The sequence below is a fragment of the Micromonospora sp. NPDC050187 genome, from assembly GCF_044459745.1.
Classification (GTDB): Bacteria; Actinomycetota; Actinomycetes; order Mycobacteriales; family Micromonosporaceae; genus Micromonospora.
The window spans coordinates 413,166-431,543 of sequence record NZ_JBITJH010000002.1; the positions used below are offsets into that span (position 1 = coordinate 413,166).

5 protein-coding genes are annotated in these 18,378 nt (G+C 75.5%); 2 read left to right on the forward strand and 3 right to left on the reverse strand.

Going from position 1 to position 18,378, the window contains the following annotated elements; genetic code table 11:
• Nucleotides 1–78 precede the first annotated feature (78 nt).
• From ACIBJE_RS05080 to ACIBJE_RS05090, 3 genes are read right to left on the reverse strand one after another with little or no spacing between them, the layout of a single operon-like run.
• Complete coding sequence (locus ACIBJE_RS05080; RefSeq protein ID WP_396743020.1) at nucleotides 79–1,689, reverse strand: condensation domain-containing protein; 1,611 nt, start codon at nucleotides 1,687–1,689, stop codon at nucleotides 79–81.
• Complete coding sequence (locus ACIBJE_RS05085) at nucleotides 1,686–15,140, reverse strand: MupA/Atu3671 family FMN-dependent luciferase-like monooxygenase (RefSeq protein WP_396743023.1); 13,455 nt, start codon at nucleotides 15,138–15,140, stop codon at nucleotides 1,686–1,688. The genes ACIBJE_RS05080 and ACIBJE_RS05085 overlap by 4 nt, the downstream gene beginning before the upstream one ends.
• A complete protein-coding gene (locus ACIBJE_RS05090; protein WP_396743026.1) occupies nucleotides 15,137–16,477 on the reverse strand; it encodes an MFS transporter in 1,341 nt (446 codons plus the stop codon). The genes ACIBJE_RS05085 and ACIBJE_RS05090 overlap by 4 nt, the downstream gene beginning before the upstream one ends.
• A 406-nt stretch (nucleotides 16,478–16,883) precedes the next feature.
• Here ACIBJE_RS05090 and ACIBJE_RS05095 point away from each other — a divergent pair, with 406 nt between their 5' ends.
• Entirely contained in the window at nucleotides 16,884–17,228 is a 345-nt protein-coding gene (locus tag ACIBJE_RS05095) for a hypothetical protein (RefSeq protein WP_396743029.1), read from the forward strand.
• A 173-nt stretch (nucleotides 17,229–17,401) separates the two neighbouring features.
• Nucleotides 17,402–18,190: a helix-turn-helix domain-containing protein gene (locus ACIBJE_RS05100; RefSeq protein WP_396743032.1), complete on the forward strand. Its 789-nt coding sequence runs from the start codon at nucleotides 17,402–17,404 to the stop codon at nucleotides 18,188–18,190.
• Nucleotides 18,191–18,378: the final 188 nt, after the last annotated feature.

Consider the following 18,378-nt stretch of genomic DNA (forward strand, 5'->3'; position numbering starts at 1 on the left):
CCACCCGTCGGCCCTCAGGTACCGGCCGTCCGCACGCCCGCACCGGTGGTCCGCCGAACCCGGCGGACCACCCGCCGGTCACGGCGCCCCGGCGTCACCGGCGCGGGGCAGCGGGGCATCCGGCGCGGCCAACAACCGGGAGAGCAGCCGCTGGTACCGGTCGAGCCAACCGACGACCGTGTCGGCGTCGAAGAGGTTCGTCGCGTACTCGATGAGCAACGCCATCCCACCCTCCGGCAGCGGACGGAGCTGCCAGGTCAGGTCGCCCCGGGAGCCGGCCAGCACGACGTCCCGGGCCGGGGCCGGTTCCAGGCCGGCCAGGCGTAGGACCGGGTCGGCCATGTCGAGCAGGTCGAAGTAGACCCGGCAGGGGAAGTTGGTGAACGCCTCGCCGAGCGCCGCGATCTGCACCGACGAGGGCACCGACTGGCGGGCCAGGGCCTGCCAGGTCACCCGCGCGGTCCGCCGGACCAGCTCGTCGAAGGACGCCACGCCGACGACCGGAACGAGCAGCAGGGCCGCCTGGGCGAAGACCCCCACCACCCGGTCGTACCGGGGATCGGTGCGGTTAGCCACCGAGGCGACCAGGTTGACGGTCGGTGCGCCGGTCAGGTCGTGCAGCAGCCAGGTGAAGGCCGCCGCGAACACCGCGTACGGGGTGGCGCCGCGACTCACGCCGTACGCCGACACCGCCGCGACCAGGTCGGGCGGGAAGGTGTGGTGGAGCACCCCGCCGGGGTCGGTGGTGAGGGGAACGCGCGGCCGGTCGGTGGGCAGCCGCATCGGGACGGTCCCGGCGGGCAGCTCGTCGACCCATTCCCGGAGCATCCGGTGGGTCTCCGGCCGGGCCAGGTACTCGACCTCCCACCGGCAGAAGTCGACGAACTCGGCGGGCAACGGCGGCAGCTCGGCCGGGTGGCCGGTGACCGCCGCCCGGTAGAACTCCGCCAGGTCGTCCAGGAGCGGTTGGGCCGACCAGCCGTCCACGAAACCGTGGTGGATGGCGAGGGCCAGCTCGTGCCGGCGGTCGTCCGGCCCGGTCGGGCCGTCGGTCTGGAACAGCGCCGCCCGGAACGCCGGTTCGCGCTCCAGGGCGAACGGGATCGAGGCCCACTCCTCGACCGCCCGGTCGAGGTCGTCCGCCGCGACCGTCCGCACCGGCAGCGGCACCGACCGGGGGGCGAGCACCTGCTGCCACACCCCGTCGTCCCGCACCGCCAGCCGGGTCCGCAGGGCCGCCTGCCGGACGGTCAGGTCGGCCAGTGCCCGACGCAGCGCCGCCCGGTCGAGCGGGCCGTGCAGCGTCAGCCGGAAGGCGACGGTCAGCACCTGCGGGAAGGCGGTCTCCCTGGTGATCTGGTACTGCCGGGCCTGGCCGACGCTGGTCGGCGCGGTCACCAGCACCCGCCGGTCGTCGCCGTCGTCGTCGCCGGGCACGGCATCGACGGAGCCGACGTCGGCGGGCCGGGCTGCGCCGTCCGGTCCGGCGGACGTCACCGCCGGGCCGGCTCGGCGGAGGCGGCCCAGCAGCGCCGGCTTGAGCCGACGCATGGCCGCGAGCAGGTCCGCGTCGAGCGCGTCGGCGGGCGCGTCGTAGTCGAGCTGCCCTCCGCGTACGGTGAGCCGCACGTCCCGGCGGCGCAGCTCGCGCAGCAGGTCGTCCAGATCGGCCGGCTGGGGAGCGGTCACAGTGTCCCCCTCACCCGGGCCGGCGCTCCGGCGTCGGCCGGCTCCGCCCACGTCTCCCGCAGCCGCCGCGCCATTGCCCGGACCGTGGGTTCCCGCAGGAAGTCCAGCACTCCGATGCTCTCGCCGGTCTCCGCGCGGACCCGGTTGAGCAGCCGCATCGCGGTCAGCGAGGTGCCGCCCAGAGCGAAGAAGGTGGTCTCCACCCCGAGCGTGGGCAGGCCCAGCTCGGCACACCAGAGGTCGTGCAGCCGGCGTTCGAGGTCGTCCGCAGGCGGGCTTCCCGTGCCGGCCCACTCCGCCGACGTCCGGTCCGGTTCCGGCAGCGCCGCCCGGTCGATCTTGCCGCTCTCCGTGGCGGGCAACTCGGGCAGGATCGTCCACACGGTCGGCACGAGGTAGTCCGGCAGTCGGGCGGCGAGCTGGCGGGCCAGTTCCGCCGGGTCGACCCCGGGGCGGTCGGGCACCACGTACCCGGCCAGGTAGTGCCCGCCCTCGGGGTCGGTCCAGCCGCGCACCGCCGCGTCCCGCACCCCGTCGAGGCGGCGCAGGTGGTGCTCGGGCTCCCCGGGCTCCACCCGGAAGCCACGGATCTGCACCTGGGCGTCGGCGCGGTGCAGGAACTCCAACTGCCCGTCGGGGCGCCATCGGAGCACGTCGCCGGTGCGGAAGACCGGACCGTACTCGGGGTGGTGGAGGAACCGGGCGGCGGTCTCCTCCGGCAGTCCCAGGTAACCCCGGCCCAACTGCCGGCCGCCGAGGTACGCCTCACCGGGTACGCCGACCGGAGTGGGTCGACCCTCGTCGTCGAGCACCCGGACGAAGGTGCCGGGCACCGGTCGACCGATCGACGGCGGCTCGTCGTCGCCGGTGGTGCCGTCGAGGTGGACCCAGGTGGAGACGACGGTCGCCTCGGTGGGACCGTACACGTTGGTGAGCGTGAACGGCAGGTCCGGCGTGGCCCCCCGACGCAGCCGGTCGCCGCCGACGACGAGGTGCCGCAGTGCCGGTCGGGGCCCGGCGGACCAGTCCAGGTCGAGCAGCAGTTCCCCGACCGGGGTGGGGAGGAACGCCACGGTGATGCCGGTGGCGACCAACCAGTTCCGCAGGCGCACGGGGTCGAGCCGGGCCTCGTCGGGGACCACGTGCAGGGTGGCTCCCGCCCGCAGCGCCGGCCACACCTCGATGCACGAGGCGTCGAAGCCGGGACTACAGAACCAGCTCAGCCGGTCGTCGGCGGTGATGTCCAGGTCACGGGTGTACCAGGCGACGGTGTTGCTGATCGCCCGGTGCGGGATCACGCAGCCCTTGGGCCGGCCGGTGGAGCCGGAGGTGAACAGCACGTACGCCGCGTCGTCCAGCCCGACGGCCGGGTCGCCACCACCGTGGTCGGTACCGCCAGGGTCGGCGGCGGTGAGCCGGTCCAGGTGCAGGGTCGCCGTCGCGCCGGGCAGCGGGGGCAGCGCGGACCGGGACACCACCACGCGCAACGCGCCCTGCTCGACGACGTCGGCCAGCCGGGCGGTGGGCTGATCGGGTGCCAGCGGAACGTAGGCCGCGCCGGCGTGCAGCACACCGAGCATCGCGGCGACCGCGTCGGCGCTGCGGGGCAGGTGGATCCCGACGAGGTCGCCGGGACCGACGCCCGCCGCGCGCAACGCCTCGGTCACCGCCTCCGCCCGCCCGCGCAGCTGGGGCCCGGTGAGCCGCCCGTCCGGACCGACCACGGTGGCCCGGTCGGGGCGCAGCAGGGCGGGCAGCGGGGCGTCGGCACCGGGGGCCGGCGGTCCGCCGTCCTCCCCCGCCGGGGTGGCCTCGGGCGGGGCGACCGGTTCGTCCGGGTGCTGCGTGCCGGCCCGCAGCACCGCCACCAGCCGGTCGAGGACGCGCCGCACGGTGCCGGGGTCGAACAGGTCGGTGGCGTAGTTGAGCTGGCAGCGCAGCGTGTCCCCGAGGTCGGTGACGAAGAGGGTGAGGTCGAACGGCGCCCGGCGGACGGCCGTGTCGAGCAGGGTGGCCCGGACGTCGGGCAGGTCGAACGCGAACGCCGGCTGGTTGTCGTACTCGATGACGACGTCGAACAGCGGGTGTCGGCCGGCCTCGGGTTCGATGCCCAGGGCCCGCGCGACGCGGCCCACCGGCACGTCGCGGTGGTCGTGCGCGTCGAGCAGCGCGGTGCGGGCCGCCCGGACGACGTCGGCGAAACTCGCGTCGGCAGCCACCGACAGCCGCAGCGGCAGCGTGGTGACGTACAGCCCGACGGCCTCCTGCGCGGCGGCGGGACGGTGCGCGACCGGGGTGCCGAGCAGCACGTCCGGCTGGCGGCCGTCGTCCGCGAGGACCGCCGCGAACCCGGCCAGCAGCACCATGAACGGGGTGGCGCGGTGCCGGCGTCCGGCGTCCCGTATCGCCCGGGTGAGGTCCGCGTCGAGCTCGACCCCGGCGACCGCGCCGGTTCCGCTGGGGACCGCCGGACGGGGCCGGTCGGTCGGCAGCCCGAGCCCCGGCCGCGACCCGAGCCGGTCCCGCCAGTACGCCAACTGCGCGTCGACCACCTCCGCCGCCGGCTCCTCGGCCGGGATCGGCCAGGGCGGCGGCGCCGGCAGCTCGGCTGGCCGGCCGGCCAGCGCCGCCCGGTAGCCGGCGGCCACCTCCCGGGCGAGGACCTGGGCCGAGAGGGTGTCGATGACCAGGTGGTGCATGCGGAGCACGAGCAGGTGCAGCCGCTCGTGCACCCGGACCAGCCGGGGCGCGAACAGCGGACCGGAGTCCAGGTCGAACCGGTGTCGGGTCTCCTCCTCGGCGATCTGCTCGGCGAGGGTGGCGACGTCCCGGCCGGCCTCGTCGTGCACCGGCAGCTCGACCGTGGTGGGTGGTTGCGCCACCTGCCACGGCGTGCCGTCGACCTCCCGGACGGTGGACCGCAGCGCCGGGTGCCGTCGCACGACGAGCGTCAGCGCGTCGCGCAGGGCGGCCACGTCGAGCGGCCCGTCCAGGCGGACCACCTGGGACTCGGTGTAGGTGGGACGACCGGGCAGGACCCGCTCGGCGAACCAGATCTCGCGTTGCGCCTCGGTCAGCGGGCTGGCGTCCTCCGCCGGGATCCCGGCCCCGTGTTCCGCTGCCGCCCCGCCGGGGGCCGTCGGCCCGTCGGTCGCAGCGGACGCCGGGGCCGGTTCCGCCGGACCGGCGAGGAGCGTGTGCAGCCGGTCGATGCCGGGCAGGCCGGCCAGCATCCGGCTCGGGGAGAGACCGAAGTCGACGAAGCAGCCGATCTCGTCCACGCCCAGCGCGGTGAGGCGTTCCACCAGGGGCCGGGCCTCCTCCGGGCTGCCGATCAGTGCCCGGTCGGCGGTGTACCGGTCGTAGGCCCGGCGGAGGAGGTAGTCGACGTCCTCCGGGGTGGTCGAGTCCAGGTCGATGGTGACACCGAGACTGTTGGTCACCTGGCCGAAGAGGGCCAGCGACGACCGGAGGTAGTCGCAGAACGGGCCGAACGCCTCCTCGCGCGCCCGGTCGCCGTCCGCACCGAGGTAGGTGTGCAGCAGCAGGACGATCCGCCCGCCGTCCGGGTCCAGGCCGTGCTCGGCCCGGGTCTGCCGGTACAGGGCGATGTTGCCGGCCAGTTGCGTGACGTCCTGGGACATCAGGTTGGTGATCACACCGAGTCCGGCCGCCGCCGCCCGGCGGTAGCTGTCCGGATTGCCCACGACGGCGGTGAACAGGGGCGGCATCGACTGGACGGGTGGCGGGAAGAGCCGCACCTCGACGGGTTCGCCGTTGCCGGCGGTACGGGTGACCGCCTCCCCCCGCCAGAGCCGCCGGATCTGGTCGAGGGACTCGTACATCGCCTCCCGGTGCCGGCCGTACGTCTGCGGAGCGAGGACGAAGTCACGGGCGTGCCAGCCGCTGGCGCAGCCGATGCCCACCCGGCCCCGGGAGAGGTTGTCCACCACCGACCACTCCTCGGCGACCCGGATCGGGTCGTGCAGCGGCAGTACGGCGCAGCCGGCGTGGATGCGGACCCGGCTGGTGCGCGCGGCGACGGCGGCGGCCAGCACCGACGGGTTGGGGAAGATGCCGCCGAACGAGTCGAAGTGCCGTTCGGGCAGCCACACCGCGTACAGGCCGTGGGTGTCGGCGAAGGCCGCCGCGTCGAGCACCGCGTCGTAGCGGTCCTGGACGCTCTCCTGTGGGTAGTCGCCGAAGAAGTAGAGGCTGACGTCGGCCCGTGCCGCCGTCCGCTGACCGACCGGAGGCGGCGCGACCACCTGGGACGGCGCGACCACCTGGGACGGCACCGCGACGGGCCCTCGCCCGTTGGCGGTCGGCCGGGAGGCGGACGGGGTACCGGGGGCGGGTGCCGGGCCGGGCAGGAATCCGCCGGCCCGCAGGGCGAGCAGGCCGTCCCGGACGGCGTCGGCGATCCGGTCGACGTCGGCGTCGGTGTGCGCGTCGGAGAGGAAGAAGTTGCGCCACTCCCAGACGTGCACGCCGGCCAGTACCAGGTGGTGGAAGAGCAGGTCCAGGTTGACCTCGGAGGCGAAGCGGAACAGCGAACCGAAGCGGTGCACCCGCAGCGGGAACTCCTCCTCGGCGCAGAACGCGTTCACCGCCGTGGCGAGCCGCTCGGTGCGCCGGTTCAGCCCGTCCTGGAGCGCCGGTCCCCGGTCGCGCAGCTCGGTGAGCACCGCCCGGGCCGCCACCATGGAGAGCGGGTGCTGGATGTACGTGCCGCCGAAGAAGGTGGTGTCCTGCGGCGGGTAGCTGTCGTCGCCGTAGCTCCAGAAGCCGCCGTCGACCCAGTCCATGATGTCGGCGCGACCGGCCACCGCGCCGACCGGATAGCCGCCGCCGATCACTTTGCCGTACGTGGCGAGGTCGGCGCGGACGTCGAAGACGCCCTGCGCCCCCTGTGGGTGCGGGCGGAAGCCGGTGAGCATCTCGTCGAAGAGCAGGACCATGCCGTACCGGTCGCAGGCGGCCCGCAACGCGTGGAGGAACTCCGCCGGCTGGCGGTCCGGGTACCGGCTCTGCACCGGTTCGACCACCACGGCGGCGATCCGGTCGGCCGACCGCTCGATCGCCGCCAGGCTCTGCGGGTCGTCGTACGGCAGGACCATGACGTCGGACATCGCCGAGTCCGGTATGCCGGCGGAGACCGGCACGGTGCGCCAGGTGTCGCCGTCGCGCACCCCACGGCCCAGCACCGGGTCGATGTGGCCGTGGTACGACCCGGTGAACATGACGATCAGTGGCCGCCCGGTGTACGCGCGGGCCAGCCGGAAGGCGGCCGAGTTGGCCTCGGTGCCGGTGGTGGCGAAGGCGGCCCGGTCCATCCCGGTCAGGTCGCAGAGCAGTTCGGCCGCCTCACCGGTCTCCGCGCCCCGGGGACCGAGCCGCAGCCCGCCGTCGAGGTGTTCGGCGAGCGCCCGGGTGAGGAAGTCCGGCTCGTGGCCGAAGAGCAGGGCCCCGAAGCCCATGGTGATGTCGACGTAGGTGTTGCCGTCGACGTCCTCCAGATGGGCGCCCCGGGCCCGCCGGGCGGCCAGCGGGTAGAGCAGTTCCTTGGTGGCGCGACGGAAGCCGACCACGGCCCGGCTGTCGGCCAGCCGCCGCCGGTGCCGCTGGGCGAGCGCCTTGGAGGTCGCGGTCCGCGCGGTGTAGCGGCGGACCAGGTCGGCGAAGTGCTCCTGCTGCCGTGGGTCGAGGCGGCCACCGCCCAATCCGGCGCCGACCCGGGTGGGTCGCGGGCCGACCTGGGCCGGGATGGTCGCCGGGTCGGTCCGCGCCGACGTCGCCGGTGCGTCGGTGCCGCCGGCCGCCGACCCGACACCGGCGGACCCGGCCGGCGCGGACGTCGCCGGGACGGACGTCGCCGTGGCGGACGTCGCCGTGGCGGTGGCGGACGTCGCCGTGGCGGTGGCGGGCGGCGGCGTGGCGGTCGGGGCGGGCAGCGTTGTGGCGGGCGGAACGGCGGCGGCGGGTGGGGAGACGGCGGCCAGTGCGGAGAGCTGGCGGGCCATCAATTCGGTGAACTGTCCCATCAGCGCGAGTTGCCCCCGGAGCAGCTCACCGGCGACGGGGTCACCGGCCGGCGGGACCGAACCGGCCGGCGGGACGGCCACCGCCGGCGTCGGGACAGCGGCCGGCAGCGCGCCGGACATCGGCGGCACCGGGGTGGGCACCGCCGCCACCACCGGCGCGGACGGGACCGCGCCGGGCACGGCGGGGACGCCGGTGACGGACGGCGTGTCGGGGCGGTCGGGGGCGACGGCGTACCCGGACGGCGCGGTCGCCGCCGGGGCGACACCACCGGACGCCGGGGCGACCGGCGGCACGTCCACCGTGCCGGACGGGGCATCGACCGTGGTCGGCGCGCCCAGCGCGGCGAGCCGCTCCGGTGCGGCCCGCTCGACGATCGCCGCCGTCAGCCGGCTCGGGCTGTCGAGTTCCTCGAACAGTTCCCGCATCGGGACCCGGATACCGAAGGTCGTCTCCAGTTCCCGCAACAGGTTGATCATCAACAGCGAGTCGGCGCCGAGGTCGAAGAAGGGCGTCTCCTCCGGCACCCGGTCGACGTCGGTGCCGAGCTGGTGGGCGGTCAGCTCCCGCACCCGGCGCAGGACGAGCGAGCTGGCGGCGGGGGCCGGAGTGGCGGCCGGGGACATGACGGGACCTCCTGCGACCGGGGGGTCGGACGGGGCGGACGGCACCGGACGGGGCACGGCGGCCCAGTGCCGGGTCCGTTGGAACGGATACGTGGGCAGGGGCACGCGGCGGCCGGTCGGTGCCAGCGCCGCCCAGTCGACCTCGACGCCCCGGCAGAACACCTCGCCCAGGGCGGTGAGCACCTCGGCGGCCCGGTCGCCGCGTCCCCGCTGGACGGGAATCCACCGGGTCTGCGGCCACTGCCGGCCGAGCATGGTGAGCAGCGCCTCCGGGCCCAGCTCCACGAACGTGGTGCAGCCGTCGGCGACCAGCCCGGCGACGCCCGCGCCGAAGTCCGACCGGTCCCGCGTCTGGCGACGGACGTGCGTGGCGTCCGGCAGCGTGCCGGGGGCCAGGCGCGCACCGCCGAGCCCGGTGACCAGCGGGATCCGCAGCGGTCGCCAGTCGAGCGTGGCGGCGTGGGCGGTGAGGTCGTCGAGGACCGGCTCCAGCAGCGCGGAGTGGAACGCCCGGTCGATCGGCAACGGCCGGTGCCGGACGCCGACGGCGTCGAGCTGCCGCCCGAAATGGCGCACCGCCGACGGCGGCCCGGCCACCACGTGCCGGCGCGGCCCGTTCGACACGGTCAGTTCGACCTCGGGTGCCCGGCGCAGCAACGGCTCCAGTTCGGCCTCGTCGGCCAGGACGGCGAGCGCCGCCCCCGGGGGCGTGCCGCGCTGCATCAGCTCACCGCGCACGGCGGCCAGGTGCAGCCCGTCCTCGACGGAGAGCGCGCCGGCCAGGCAGAGCGCGGCGTACTCCCCCGCGCTCTGCCCGATGACGACGTCGGGGCGGACGCCGACCGACTCCAGCAGTCGGGCCTGCGCGACCTGGAGGGCGAACAGGGCCGGCTGCACGGTGGCGGTGTTCCACTCGTGTGCCGCGCCACGCAGCGCCGCCAGCAGGTCGATGCCCCAGTCCTGCCGGTACCGGGCGGCGAGGGTCTCCAGCACCTCACGGGCCGGCTCGTACGCCAGCAGGCCCACCGCCGCCGCGCGCAGGTCGACCCCCTGTCCGGTGCAGGCGAGCACGACCGGGCCGGGCCCGGTGTCGGCGACCGCGCCGGTGACCGAGCCGGCCGGGTCACCCGCCTCGTCCGGTCGGCCCCGGAGCACCGCCGCCGCCTCGGTGGGCCCGGCGGCCCAGGCCACCAGCCGGTGGCGTCGCCGCTGCCGGCCCGTACCGAGGGTGACCAGCACGTCCTCGGGGCGCGGCGGGTCGGTGGCGAGCCGGTCGGCCATCCGCTCGGCCAGCGCGGCCAGGGCGGCGGGCGTCTGGGCGGTCAGCGGCACGACGGTGGGCGTGTCCGGGGCGGCCGGTGGCGCGGGGGCGGACGGGGGTTCCTCCACCACCACGTGGGCGTTGGTGCCGCCGACGCCCAGCGACGAGACCCCGGCCCGGCGGGGGCCGGGCACCGGCCACGGCTGAACGGACGTGGGCAGGTCGAACGGCCCGTCGGCCAGGCGCAGTTCCGGGTTGGGTCGGCGCAGGTTGGCCACCGGTGGGATCCGGCCGTGCCGGACCGCCAGCACGGCCTTGATCAGCCCGGCCATCCCGGCGGCGGTGTCCAGGTGGCCGATGTTGGCCTTCACCGCGCCCAGCGGCAGCGGGGCGGGACGGTCGGCGAAGACCGTCCGTAGGGCCGCCAGCTCGATCGGGTCGCCGACCCGGGTGCCGGTGCCGTGGGTCTCCAGGTAGCCGATCGACGCGGCGGGCACACCCGCCACGGCCAGGGCGTCCCGGATCACCCCGGCGTGGCCGTCGGCCGTGGGCGCGGTGTAGCCGCTCTTGGCGGCACCGTCGTTGTTGACCGCCGAGCCGAGGATCACCGCGTGCACGGTGTCGCCGTCGGCGATCGCGTCGTCGAGGCGCTTCAGCAGGACGGCCGCGACCCCGTTCCCCCCGACCGTACCGTCGGCGTCGGCGTCGAAGGCCCGGCAGACGCCGGTGCGGGAGAGGATCGAACCCTCCGCGTGCCGGTAGCCGGCCACCCGGGGCACGTGCAGCGCGGCGGCGCCGGCCAGCGCCAGGTCGGATTCCCCGGCCAGCAGCGACCGGACGGCCAGGTGCACCGCGACCAGTGAGGTGGAGCAGGCGGTCTGCACGCTCAGCGCCGGCCCGGTCAGCCCCAGCCGGTACGCCACCCGGGTGGCCAGGAAGTCGGGCTGGTTGCCGATGGTCACCTGCAACGCGGTGAGGTGGTCGACCGGATCGGTGCCGGCCAGCTGTTCCAGCAGGTAGGAGCGGAGCGAGTAGAGGTGCATGCCGGAACCGGCGAAGACCCCGACCCGTCGCCGGGTGCCGGCGTACCCGGCGTCCTCCAGTGCCTCCTGACAGACCTCGAGGAAGAGCCGCTGCTGGGGGTCGGTCAGCGTCGCCTCGCGTGGGGCGATGCCGAACGCCTCGGCGTCGAAGCTCTCGATGTCCTCGAGCGCGCCGCTGACCGGGACGAACGTCTCGTCGTCGACGAGGGCGGCCGGCCAGCCGGCGGCGAGCAGGTCGGCCCGGTCGAAGCGGCGCACGTCGACCTGCCCGGCGAGCAGGTTGCGCCAGTACCGCGCGGCGGTGTCGGCACCGGGCAGCCGCAACGCCATGCCGACGATCGCGATCCGTCCGTCGCTCGCCGTCCGGGTGCCGGTGCTGTCGCCGGTCCGGTCCGCCGGTCCGGCCAGCAGCTCCACCAGGTACGCCACCAGCGCGGCCGGCGTGCCGTGGGTGAACAGGGCGGTCTGCGGGAACTTCGTGTCCAGGGCCTGTTGCAGCAGGGTGTGCAGGCGCAACAGGTGTACCGAGCCGAGGCCGGCGTCGTGGAACGCGGTGCGGTCCTCGATCCCGGCGGGCAGGGCCCCGCGCAGCACCTCCCGGACGGTGCGCGCCACGGTCAGCGGGTCCCCGGCCGGCGTGCCGGACGCCGTGGGTGGACGGGGCACGGGCCCGGACGGCGGCGTCGGGGCCACCGGCGGAGCCGACGGCGCGGCGCGGGTGGTCGACGGAGCCGACGGCGCGGCGTGCGTGGCCGGTGCCGGCGGCCGATCGTCCGGTACCGGCGGCGTCGGCGGGGACGCCGACGTGCCGTCCGGCGGTTCCTCGGCGGTCCCGTCCGGTGCCACCAGCGCGGGGATGCCGAAGGCGTCCACCGGATCCGGCCCGGACGCGGTGACCGCCTCCAGCGGTCGGACGGGCCGTACCAGGTGCCGGACACGCGCCGCGTCCGGGTCGACGCCGGCGAGGAGGTGCCCCGGGGGCAGGCGCAGCGCCACCCGGGTCAGCGCGAGCCCCTCGGTGCCGGAGAGGGTTCGCAGGTGGCGGCGGGTGGCCTGCTCGACGCCGCCCCGGGTGGCGCTCATCCCGATGCCGCGCCACATCCCCCAGCTCACGCACTGCACGGGCCGCTCCGTGCCCAGGTGCGCGCAGAGCGCCTCCAGGAAGGCGTTGCCGGCCGCGTAGCCACCGGTGCCGACCACCGGCACCAGCGCCAGCAGGGACGAGAACGCCACCAGGCGGGTGCCCGGCCGGTGCCGCAGCAGACGGGCCACCTGCACCGAACCGTCCACCTTGGCCGCCGTGGCGGCCCGCCACCGCCGGGGATCGACTTCGGCCAGGGTGGCCTGCCGATAGTCGCCGGCGAGGTGCAGCACCCCGTCCAGCGGCGCCTGCCACTCCCGCTCGGCCGCGTCGAGCGCGGCCCGCAGGGCAGCGCCGTCGGTGACGTCGGCGGCGGCGTACCGCACCCGTCCGGTGCCGCCGTCGAGGTCCGCCACGGCGGCGGAGACCTGCGCGGCCGGTGTCCGGCCGACCACGAGCAGGCGCAGGTCGAGGTCGGCGGCGAGCCGGCCCAGCACGGCCCGGGACACGCCGCCCAGGCCACCGGTGACGAGCCAGCGGGTGCCCGGGGGGACCACCGGCCCGTCGCCGGTGGCGGCGTCGGTGGCTACGACCCGGTGCAGGGTGCGCGCGAGCGGCCCGTCCCGCCAGGCCAGGACGTTCTCCCGGTGCCGCCAGGCGGTCGCTGCCGCGAGGACGGCGGCGTCGGTGGCCACGTCCGGGCCGGGCAGGTCGAGGTGCCAGGTGCGCACGTCGGGGTGCTCGACGCCGAAGGTCTCGCCGAGGCTGGCGGTGAGCGCGGCCGGGTAGCAGCCGGGTTCGTCGCCCCGGATCCGGTACAGACCCCGGCTGACGGTCAGCACGGTGCCGGTCCAGTCGGTCTCGGCCAGCGTCCGGAGCAGGTGCAGAAGGTGGGTGCCGCACGTCTCGACGGCCGCGTCGACGGCCGCCGCGTCGTCCGGGTCGGGGGTCGGCAGGTAGCTGGGGGCGAAGACGACCAGCGCGGGCGTCCGGCCCGGTGCGGCGAGCGCGTCGCGCAGGGTGGGGCCGCCGGCCGTCTCCGGGGTGCCCGTCGGCGCGCCGTCCCCGGCGGCGGTCAGGCCGTCGACGAGCACGACGTCGGGCAGCACGTCGCGCAGCGCGGTGGCGAGGCCGAGCCGGTCGGTGACCACGAGCACCGGTCCGGGCGGCGGGTCGCCGCTCATCGTCCGGGGTTCCCAGGCCGGGCGGTAGAGGCAGTCGGTGATGGTGTCCGGGCCGGCCTCCAGCAGGTCGGCGCGGCGTTCGGCGGCGGCGTACCCGCCGTCGAGCAGACGGGCCCGCATGGCGCTGCGTTGGATCTTGCCGCTGGTGGTCTTCTCGAACCGGTCGCGGTCGACCGCGACCAGGCGGACCGTGGCGACCTGGAGCCGGTCAGCCAGCCGGCGGCGGATCCGGGTGAACAGGGCGGCGTCCGGTTCGTGTTCGGCGACGAAGAGCACCACGATCTGCTCGGTGCCGTCGGCGTCCGGCGTGCCGACCGCGGCGACGAAGCTCGCCGCGACGCCGTCGACGTCGCCCACCACGTCCTCGATGTCGTGGCAGAAGTAGTGGACCCCGTTGACGATGATGACCTCTTTGCCGCGCCCGGTGATGGTGAGCCGGCCGTCGGTGAGGAGGGCGAGGTCGCCGGTGTCGAACCAGTCGCCGTCGGGGAAGGCGGCCCGGTTGGCCTCGTCGTTGCCGAGGTAACCCGGCGTGACCCGCACCGACCGCACCTGGAGTCGGCCGATGTGCCGGTCCGGCAGGGCGGTGGTGCCGTCCGGGGCGGTGATCCGGAACCGGGCGCCGGGGGCCGCGGCCCCCATGCTGAGGAAGCTGGTGGCACCGGGGCCCGGGGCGTCGCGCAGGGTCACCCGGGTGCCGTCGGCGGCGAGTTCCAGGTGCTGCACCGCCGAGGCGTCGGCCGGTTGGTAGCTGATCGCCGTGCAGGTCTCGGCCATCCCCCAGGCCAGCAGCAGGGTGGCGGGCTCGATGCCGAAGCCGCGTACGTCCGCCAGGAACTGCCGGACCACCGGCACGGTGCACTGCTCACCGGCGTTGATCAGGCTCCGGACGTGTCGCAGGTCCCAGCTGCGGTCCGGCCGCCTCCGCAACGCCTCGGACACGAGCTTGTAGCCGAAGTTCGGCGACCAGCTGTGCTGGATCCGGTGGCGTTCCAACAGGTCGAGCCAGAGCAGCGGGTCGGCGAGCACCAGGGCGGTGGCGACGTGGGTGGTGCCGCAGCCGAGCACGACCGGGCCGATGTGCATCATGACGATCCCGGCCACGTGGTCCAGCGGCAGCCAGTTGAGCACCTCGTCCCCGGCCCGCATCCGGCCGACCTGCCGGGCGCCCCGGGCGTAGTCGACGATGCCCCGGTGGGTCATCGGGATCACCTTCGACCGGCTGGTGCTGCCGGAGGAGAGCTGGAGCATCGCCACGTCCTGCGGATCCGGCCGGTGCAGGTCGGCGGCGGGTGGGTGGTCGCGGCAGTCGGCGACGTCGAGCACCCGCATCCCGTCGAGGCCGTGGCGGTCGGCGTACCGCGTGAGCGCGGTCACGGTGCCGTCGCCGGAGAGCACCGGCGGCCGGTCCAGGCCGCGCCAGGCGTGCTCCAGCTTGTCCAGGGTGGCATTGGGATCGGTGTAACCGGGCGCCTGGGCGACCGCCACGGCGTGCAGTCCGCCGATCAGGCAGGCCCAGAGCGCGACGCAGTGGTCGAGCAGGGACGGCATGTGCAGGATCACCGGATCACCGGCGGTCAGGCCGGCGGCGCGCAGGCCGGTCAGCGTCCGCCGGGCAGCGGCGAGCAGGTCCGGGTACGGCAGCAGCCGGGTGCCGTCCTCCTCTACGACCCGCAGGCCCCGGGTGGGCCACTGTTCGGCGACGCGCACCAGAGCCTCCGGCAGCGTCTCCGGGTCGTCCGGGTGGACGACCGTCGCGGGACCCGCCGCGACGGCCACCGGCCCGTCCGGCGGCGGGGTGTACAACGCGGCGGTGGGGGACGCGGCGGCGGGAGCCTCCGCCCAGCGGTCCGGGAGGTCGATCAGGTCGGCCAGGTGCCGTCGCTGCGCCGGCGATGCGGGTGCCGGCCGGATCGGGGCCCCGACGGTGCCGGCGACCGGCAGCGCCGCCAGCGCGGCCCCGTCCGGGGTGCCGTCGGCGGCCCGGGGGACGCCGGAGACCACGGCCACGGTCACCGGCGGCCCGGACGTCTCACGCCGGGCCAGCGTGACCACCTCGGCGGCCCGGCGCGCCCGGATCGGCGGCACCGTGGCGGCCGGCACCACGTAGGCGATCCGCCGGACCCGCCCGTCGTGGGTGGTCCGGTCGAGCACGGCGGCGTCGACGATCTCGGCGCGACCGGTGAGGGCCCGGACCAGCTCGTCCACGGTCATCGTCCACTCTCCTCGACCGGGGTCTTCGCGGCGACCGCACCCGCCGGGCCGGAGGCCGGGGGCATGATGCCGCCGTTCGTGGCGGCGGAACGGGAGCGGCGGCGCAGTACGCCGGCCACGGCGACGGCGACGGCCAGGGCGACCACCGTGCCGTGCATGACCGCCGCCACCGGCAGCGGTCGCCACAGTTCGAGCAGCCCGGCGGCGAGCAGCATGCCGACGCCCAGTCCCCCGTTCTCGGCCATCGCGGTCGCCCCGAAGAAGTGGCCCCGCTGCGGGTCGGGTTCGGCCTGGAGCCGGGTGGTGTAGCTGATCTCGGTGAAGCCGTCGGCGGCCCCGGCGACCAGCGCCACCGCGAAGACCCAGTAGCCGGGCAGGTCCATGAAGGCCACGACGAAGGCCGCCGACATCACGCAGGTGCCGACGATGAAGGCCGTTTCGCTGCGGCGCGGGTCGTCCAGCCCCGCCCCCCGCCGGTTCAGCCGCTTGACCAGCTGGTGGGCGGTGAGCAGGCCCACGGCCCAGACGGCAAAGAAGTTACCCACGAAGGCGGCCGGGTCCTCGGGGCGCACCTGGGTCGCGTAGATCGGCAGGCCGACGTTGTGGGAGGCGGACCCGAGCGCGTCGGCGGCGCGGATCACCACGATGACCAGGACGGTCGGCGCGGCCACCAGCGCGGCGAGCGCCAGCCGGCGTTGCCGCCGGGCGTCCGGGCGGTCGGCGGCGGTGGCCGGCTCGGCCGGCCGACCCCGGTGGTTCGGGAACCGCAACGGCAGTGCGGCGAGCAGGAGGCCGGAGAAGAGGAACGTCCCCGCGTCGACCAGGAACGCCGCCCGGTAGCCCAGCCAGCCGACCAGCAGGCCACCGGCGGCGAAGCCGAGGGTCATCGCCACGGCCCGACCGGTGACGAGCAACCCGTTGGCGGTCACCCGCTCCGGGCCGGACACCAGGTCGGGAACGCTGCTGCGCAGCAGCACCGACGAGGTGGTGCCGAGCAGCCCGCCGGCCACGGCGACGACCGGGAGCAGGCCGAGGCGCACCGAGGTGGGGGCGACCGCCAGCGCGACGAGCGTGGCGGCCTGGGTCAGGTCGCAGGCCACCATCACCGGACGGCGCGGCAGCCGGGCCGCGACGGTGCCCCCGGCCAGGCCGGCGAGGAACCCGGCGGCCAGCCGCAGGGCCATGAAGGCGCCGGTCTGCAGGGCGCTGCCGGTCGCCTGGTAGACGAAGAGGTTGAGCGCCACCATGTTCAGGTAGCTGCCGAACGCCGAGACCGAGGTGCCGACGACGAGCAGCCGGAACAGCACCAGTTGTCGGGGAACGCGGGTCTCCGGCATCAGGCGTACCGTCCGGCGGAGGCCGGCCGGCCGGCGGCTGCGGTGCGGCGGAGAGATTCCACGTGTTCCACCCCGTCTCGACGTCGATGACGGCCACTGACGGCCGTCGATCATGCGGATCCGCAACAGTCTGCCGAAAAGGACCAGGCGTGGCTAGCGGAAGCCGGTGGATAACTTTGCGTGGCCGCCGTCGCGGGTGGACTCTTCGCCGGGGCCCGCACCGGCTCACGCGTCGGGCACGGATGACGGGCGCTGTCTCCTGTCCGGGCACGCAACAGGAAACACCTTCCTGAGGCATCCGCGCTGGCCAATGCTGGGAAGCACCAGATCGGACGCCCGCTCCCCGGGCGCCGGCGACGCGGGTGGACGCCCGCGTCGGAACCCCCACGACGGCAAGGAGAAGCCCGTGTCCGAGAACCGCACCGCCCGTCGTCTCACCCGGATCGCCCTGGCGACCGGCGCCGCCGGAGCCCTCCTGCTGACGGGGACGCCCGCGTCCGCCGCCGGCCCGTACATCAGCTCCAACTCCGGCGGCGCGAACATCCGTACCTGTGCGAACACCGGCTGCGCCTCGAACGGCTACTACGGCAACGGCACCGGGGTCACCATGGTCTGCTTCACCGACGCCCAGTGGGTGTACCCGCCCAACTCCAACTACGCCTCCAACCGCTGGTTCAAGGTGAACAGCCCGACGACCGGTTACATCCACTCCTCGCTGGTCTCGAACCAGGTCTCCACGCCCGGCTGCTAGTGACGAACCCCGGTGCCCGGCGTCCGCTGTGGACGTTCGGGCACCCGGTCGTGTCGTGCGCCCGATGCCGTGCACCGGCGTCGTTGGTACGGTCGTGCCATGCGACGCCCCGCAGCCGCCCGGTGGGCGGCCGTCGTCCGCCCGTCCTCGACCGTGGGCCGGCAGCCGTGGCGGTGAACGACCCACCCCGCGACGGGGCGGAGCACCCCGAGAGCCTCGGCGAATGCCTGCGACGCCACCGGCAGGCCGCGAATCTCTCCCTGGCCGACCTGGCGAGGCGGGTCAACTACAGCCGGGGGTACCTCAGCAAGGTGGAGACCGGCCGGGCACCGGGGAACCTCGCGTTGGCCCGGCGGTGCGACCAGGCCCTGGCGACCGGCGGCGCGCTGGCCGCCCTCGTGCGACACGCGTCCCCGATGGCACCGCCCGAGCCGACGCCACCAGGTCGACCGGCGGGCGTGGCGACGCACGACGGCTCGGCCGACGACCATCCCGGCGTCGAGTCCGTGCTGCCGACGTCGGTTCCGCTGCCGCCCGGTCTGGCCAGCGGGGTCGCCTTCATGCTCGCCCTGGACGCCACGCACGGCGCTCTCCGCCGGGTCGCCTGCGCGGACCTCTCCCCCGAGCGCCGGTACGACGCAGCCAACCGGGCGGTCCACGACGCCGCGCTGTACGTCGCCCGCGAGCAGTTGCTCGTCTCGGCGACCGTGCCGGTGGTGGCGGCCGGTGAGGCCGCGTTCCTGCGACTCATCGCGGTCCGGGACGCGATCCGGGCGGGTGCCGCTCTCGCCGGCCCGGAGTACCACGCCGCGTACCACCCCTTCGCCGAATCGCTGTGGGCGTTCCGGATGGCCCTGCGGCAGGGATTCGGCCAGGAGCCGGTGACCCCGGCGCTCCTCGACCGGAACGACTGGTCCGATCGGGAACGCTGCGCCGACTGCGGCGCCATCGTGTCCCGTTGATCGAATTCCGGGCGTGTCCGGTAGAGCCCCAAAGGCACCACCGAAGATCGTGAAGGAAAGCGCCCCGATCTGGAATCAGAAATGCAGGAGAACACGGACCAGAGCGCCCGTCCGGGCACGCGCCCGACCCCAACGGGGCAACGCCGACCTGATCGAGGCTTACCGGATAGCCAGTAGTTCCCGGCCGA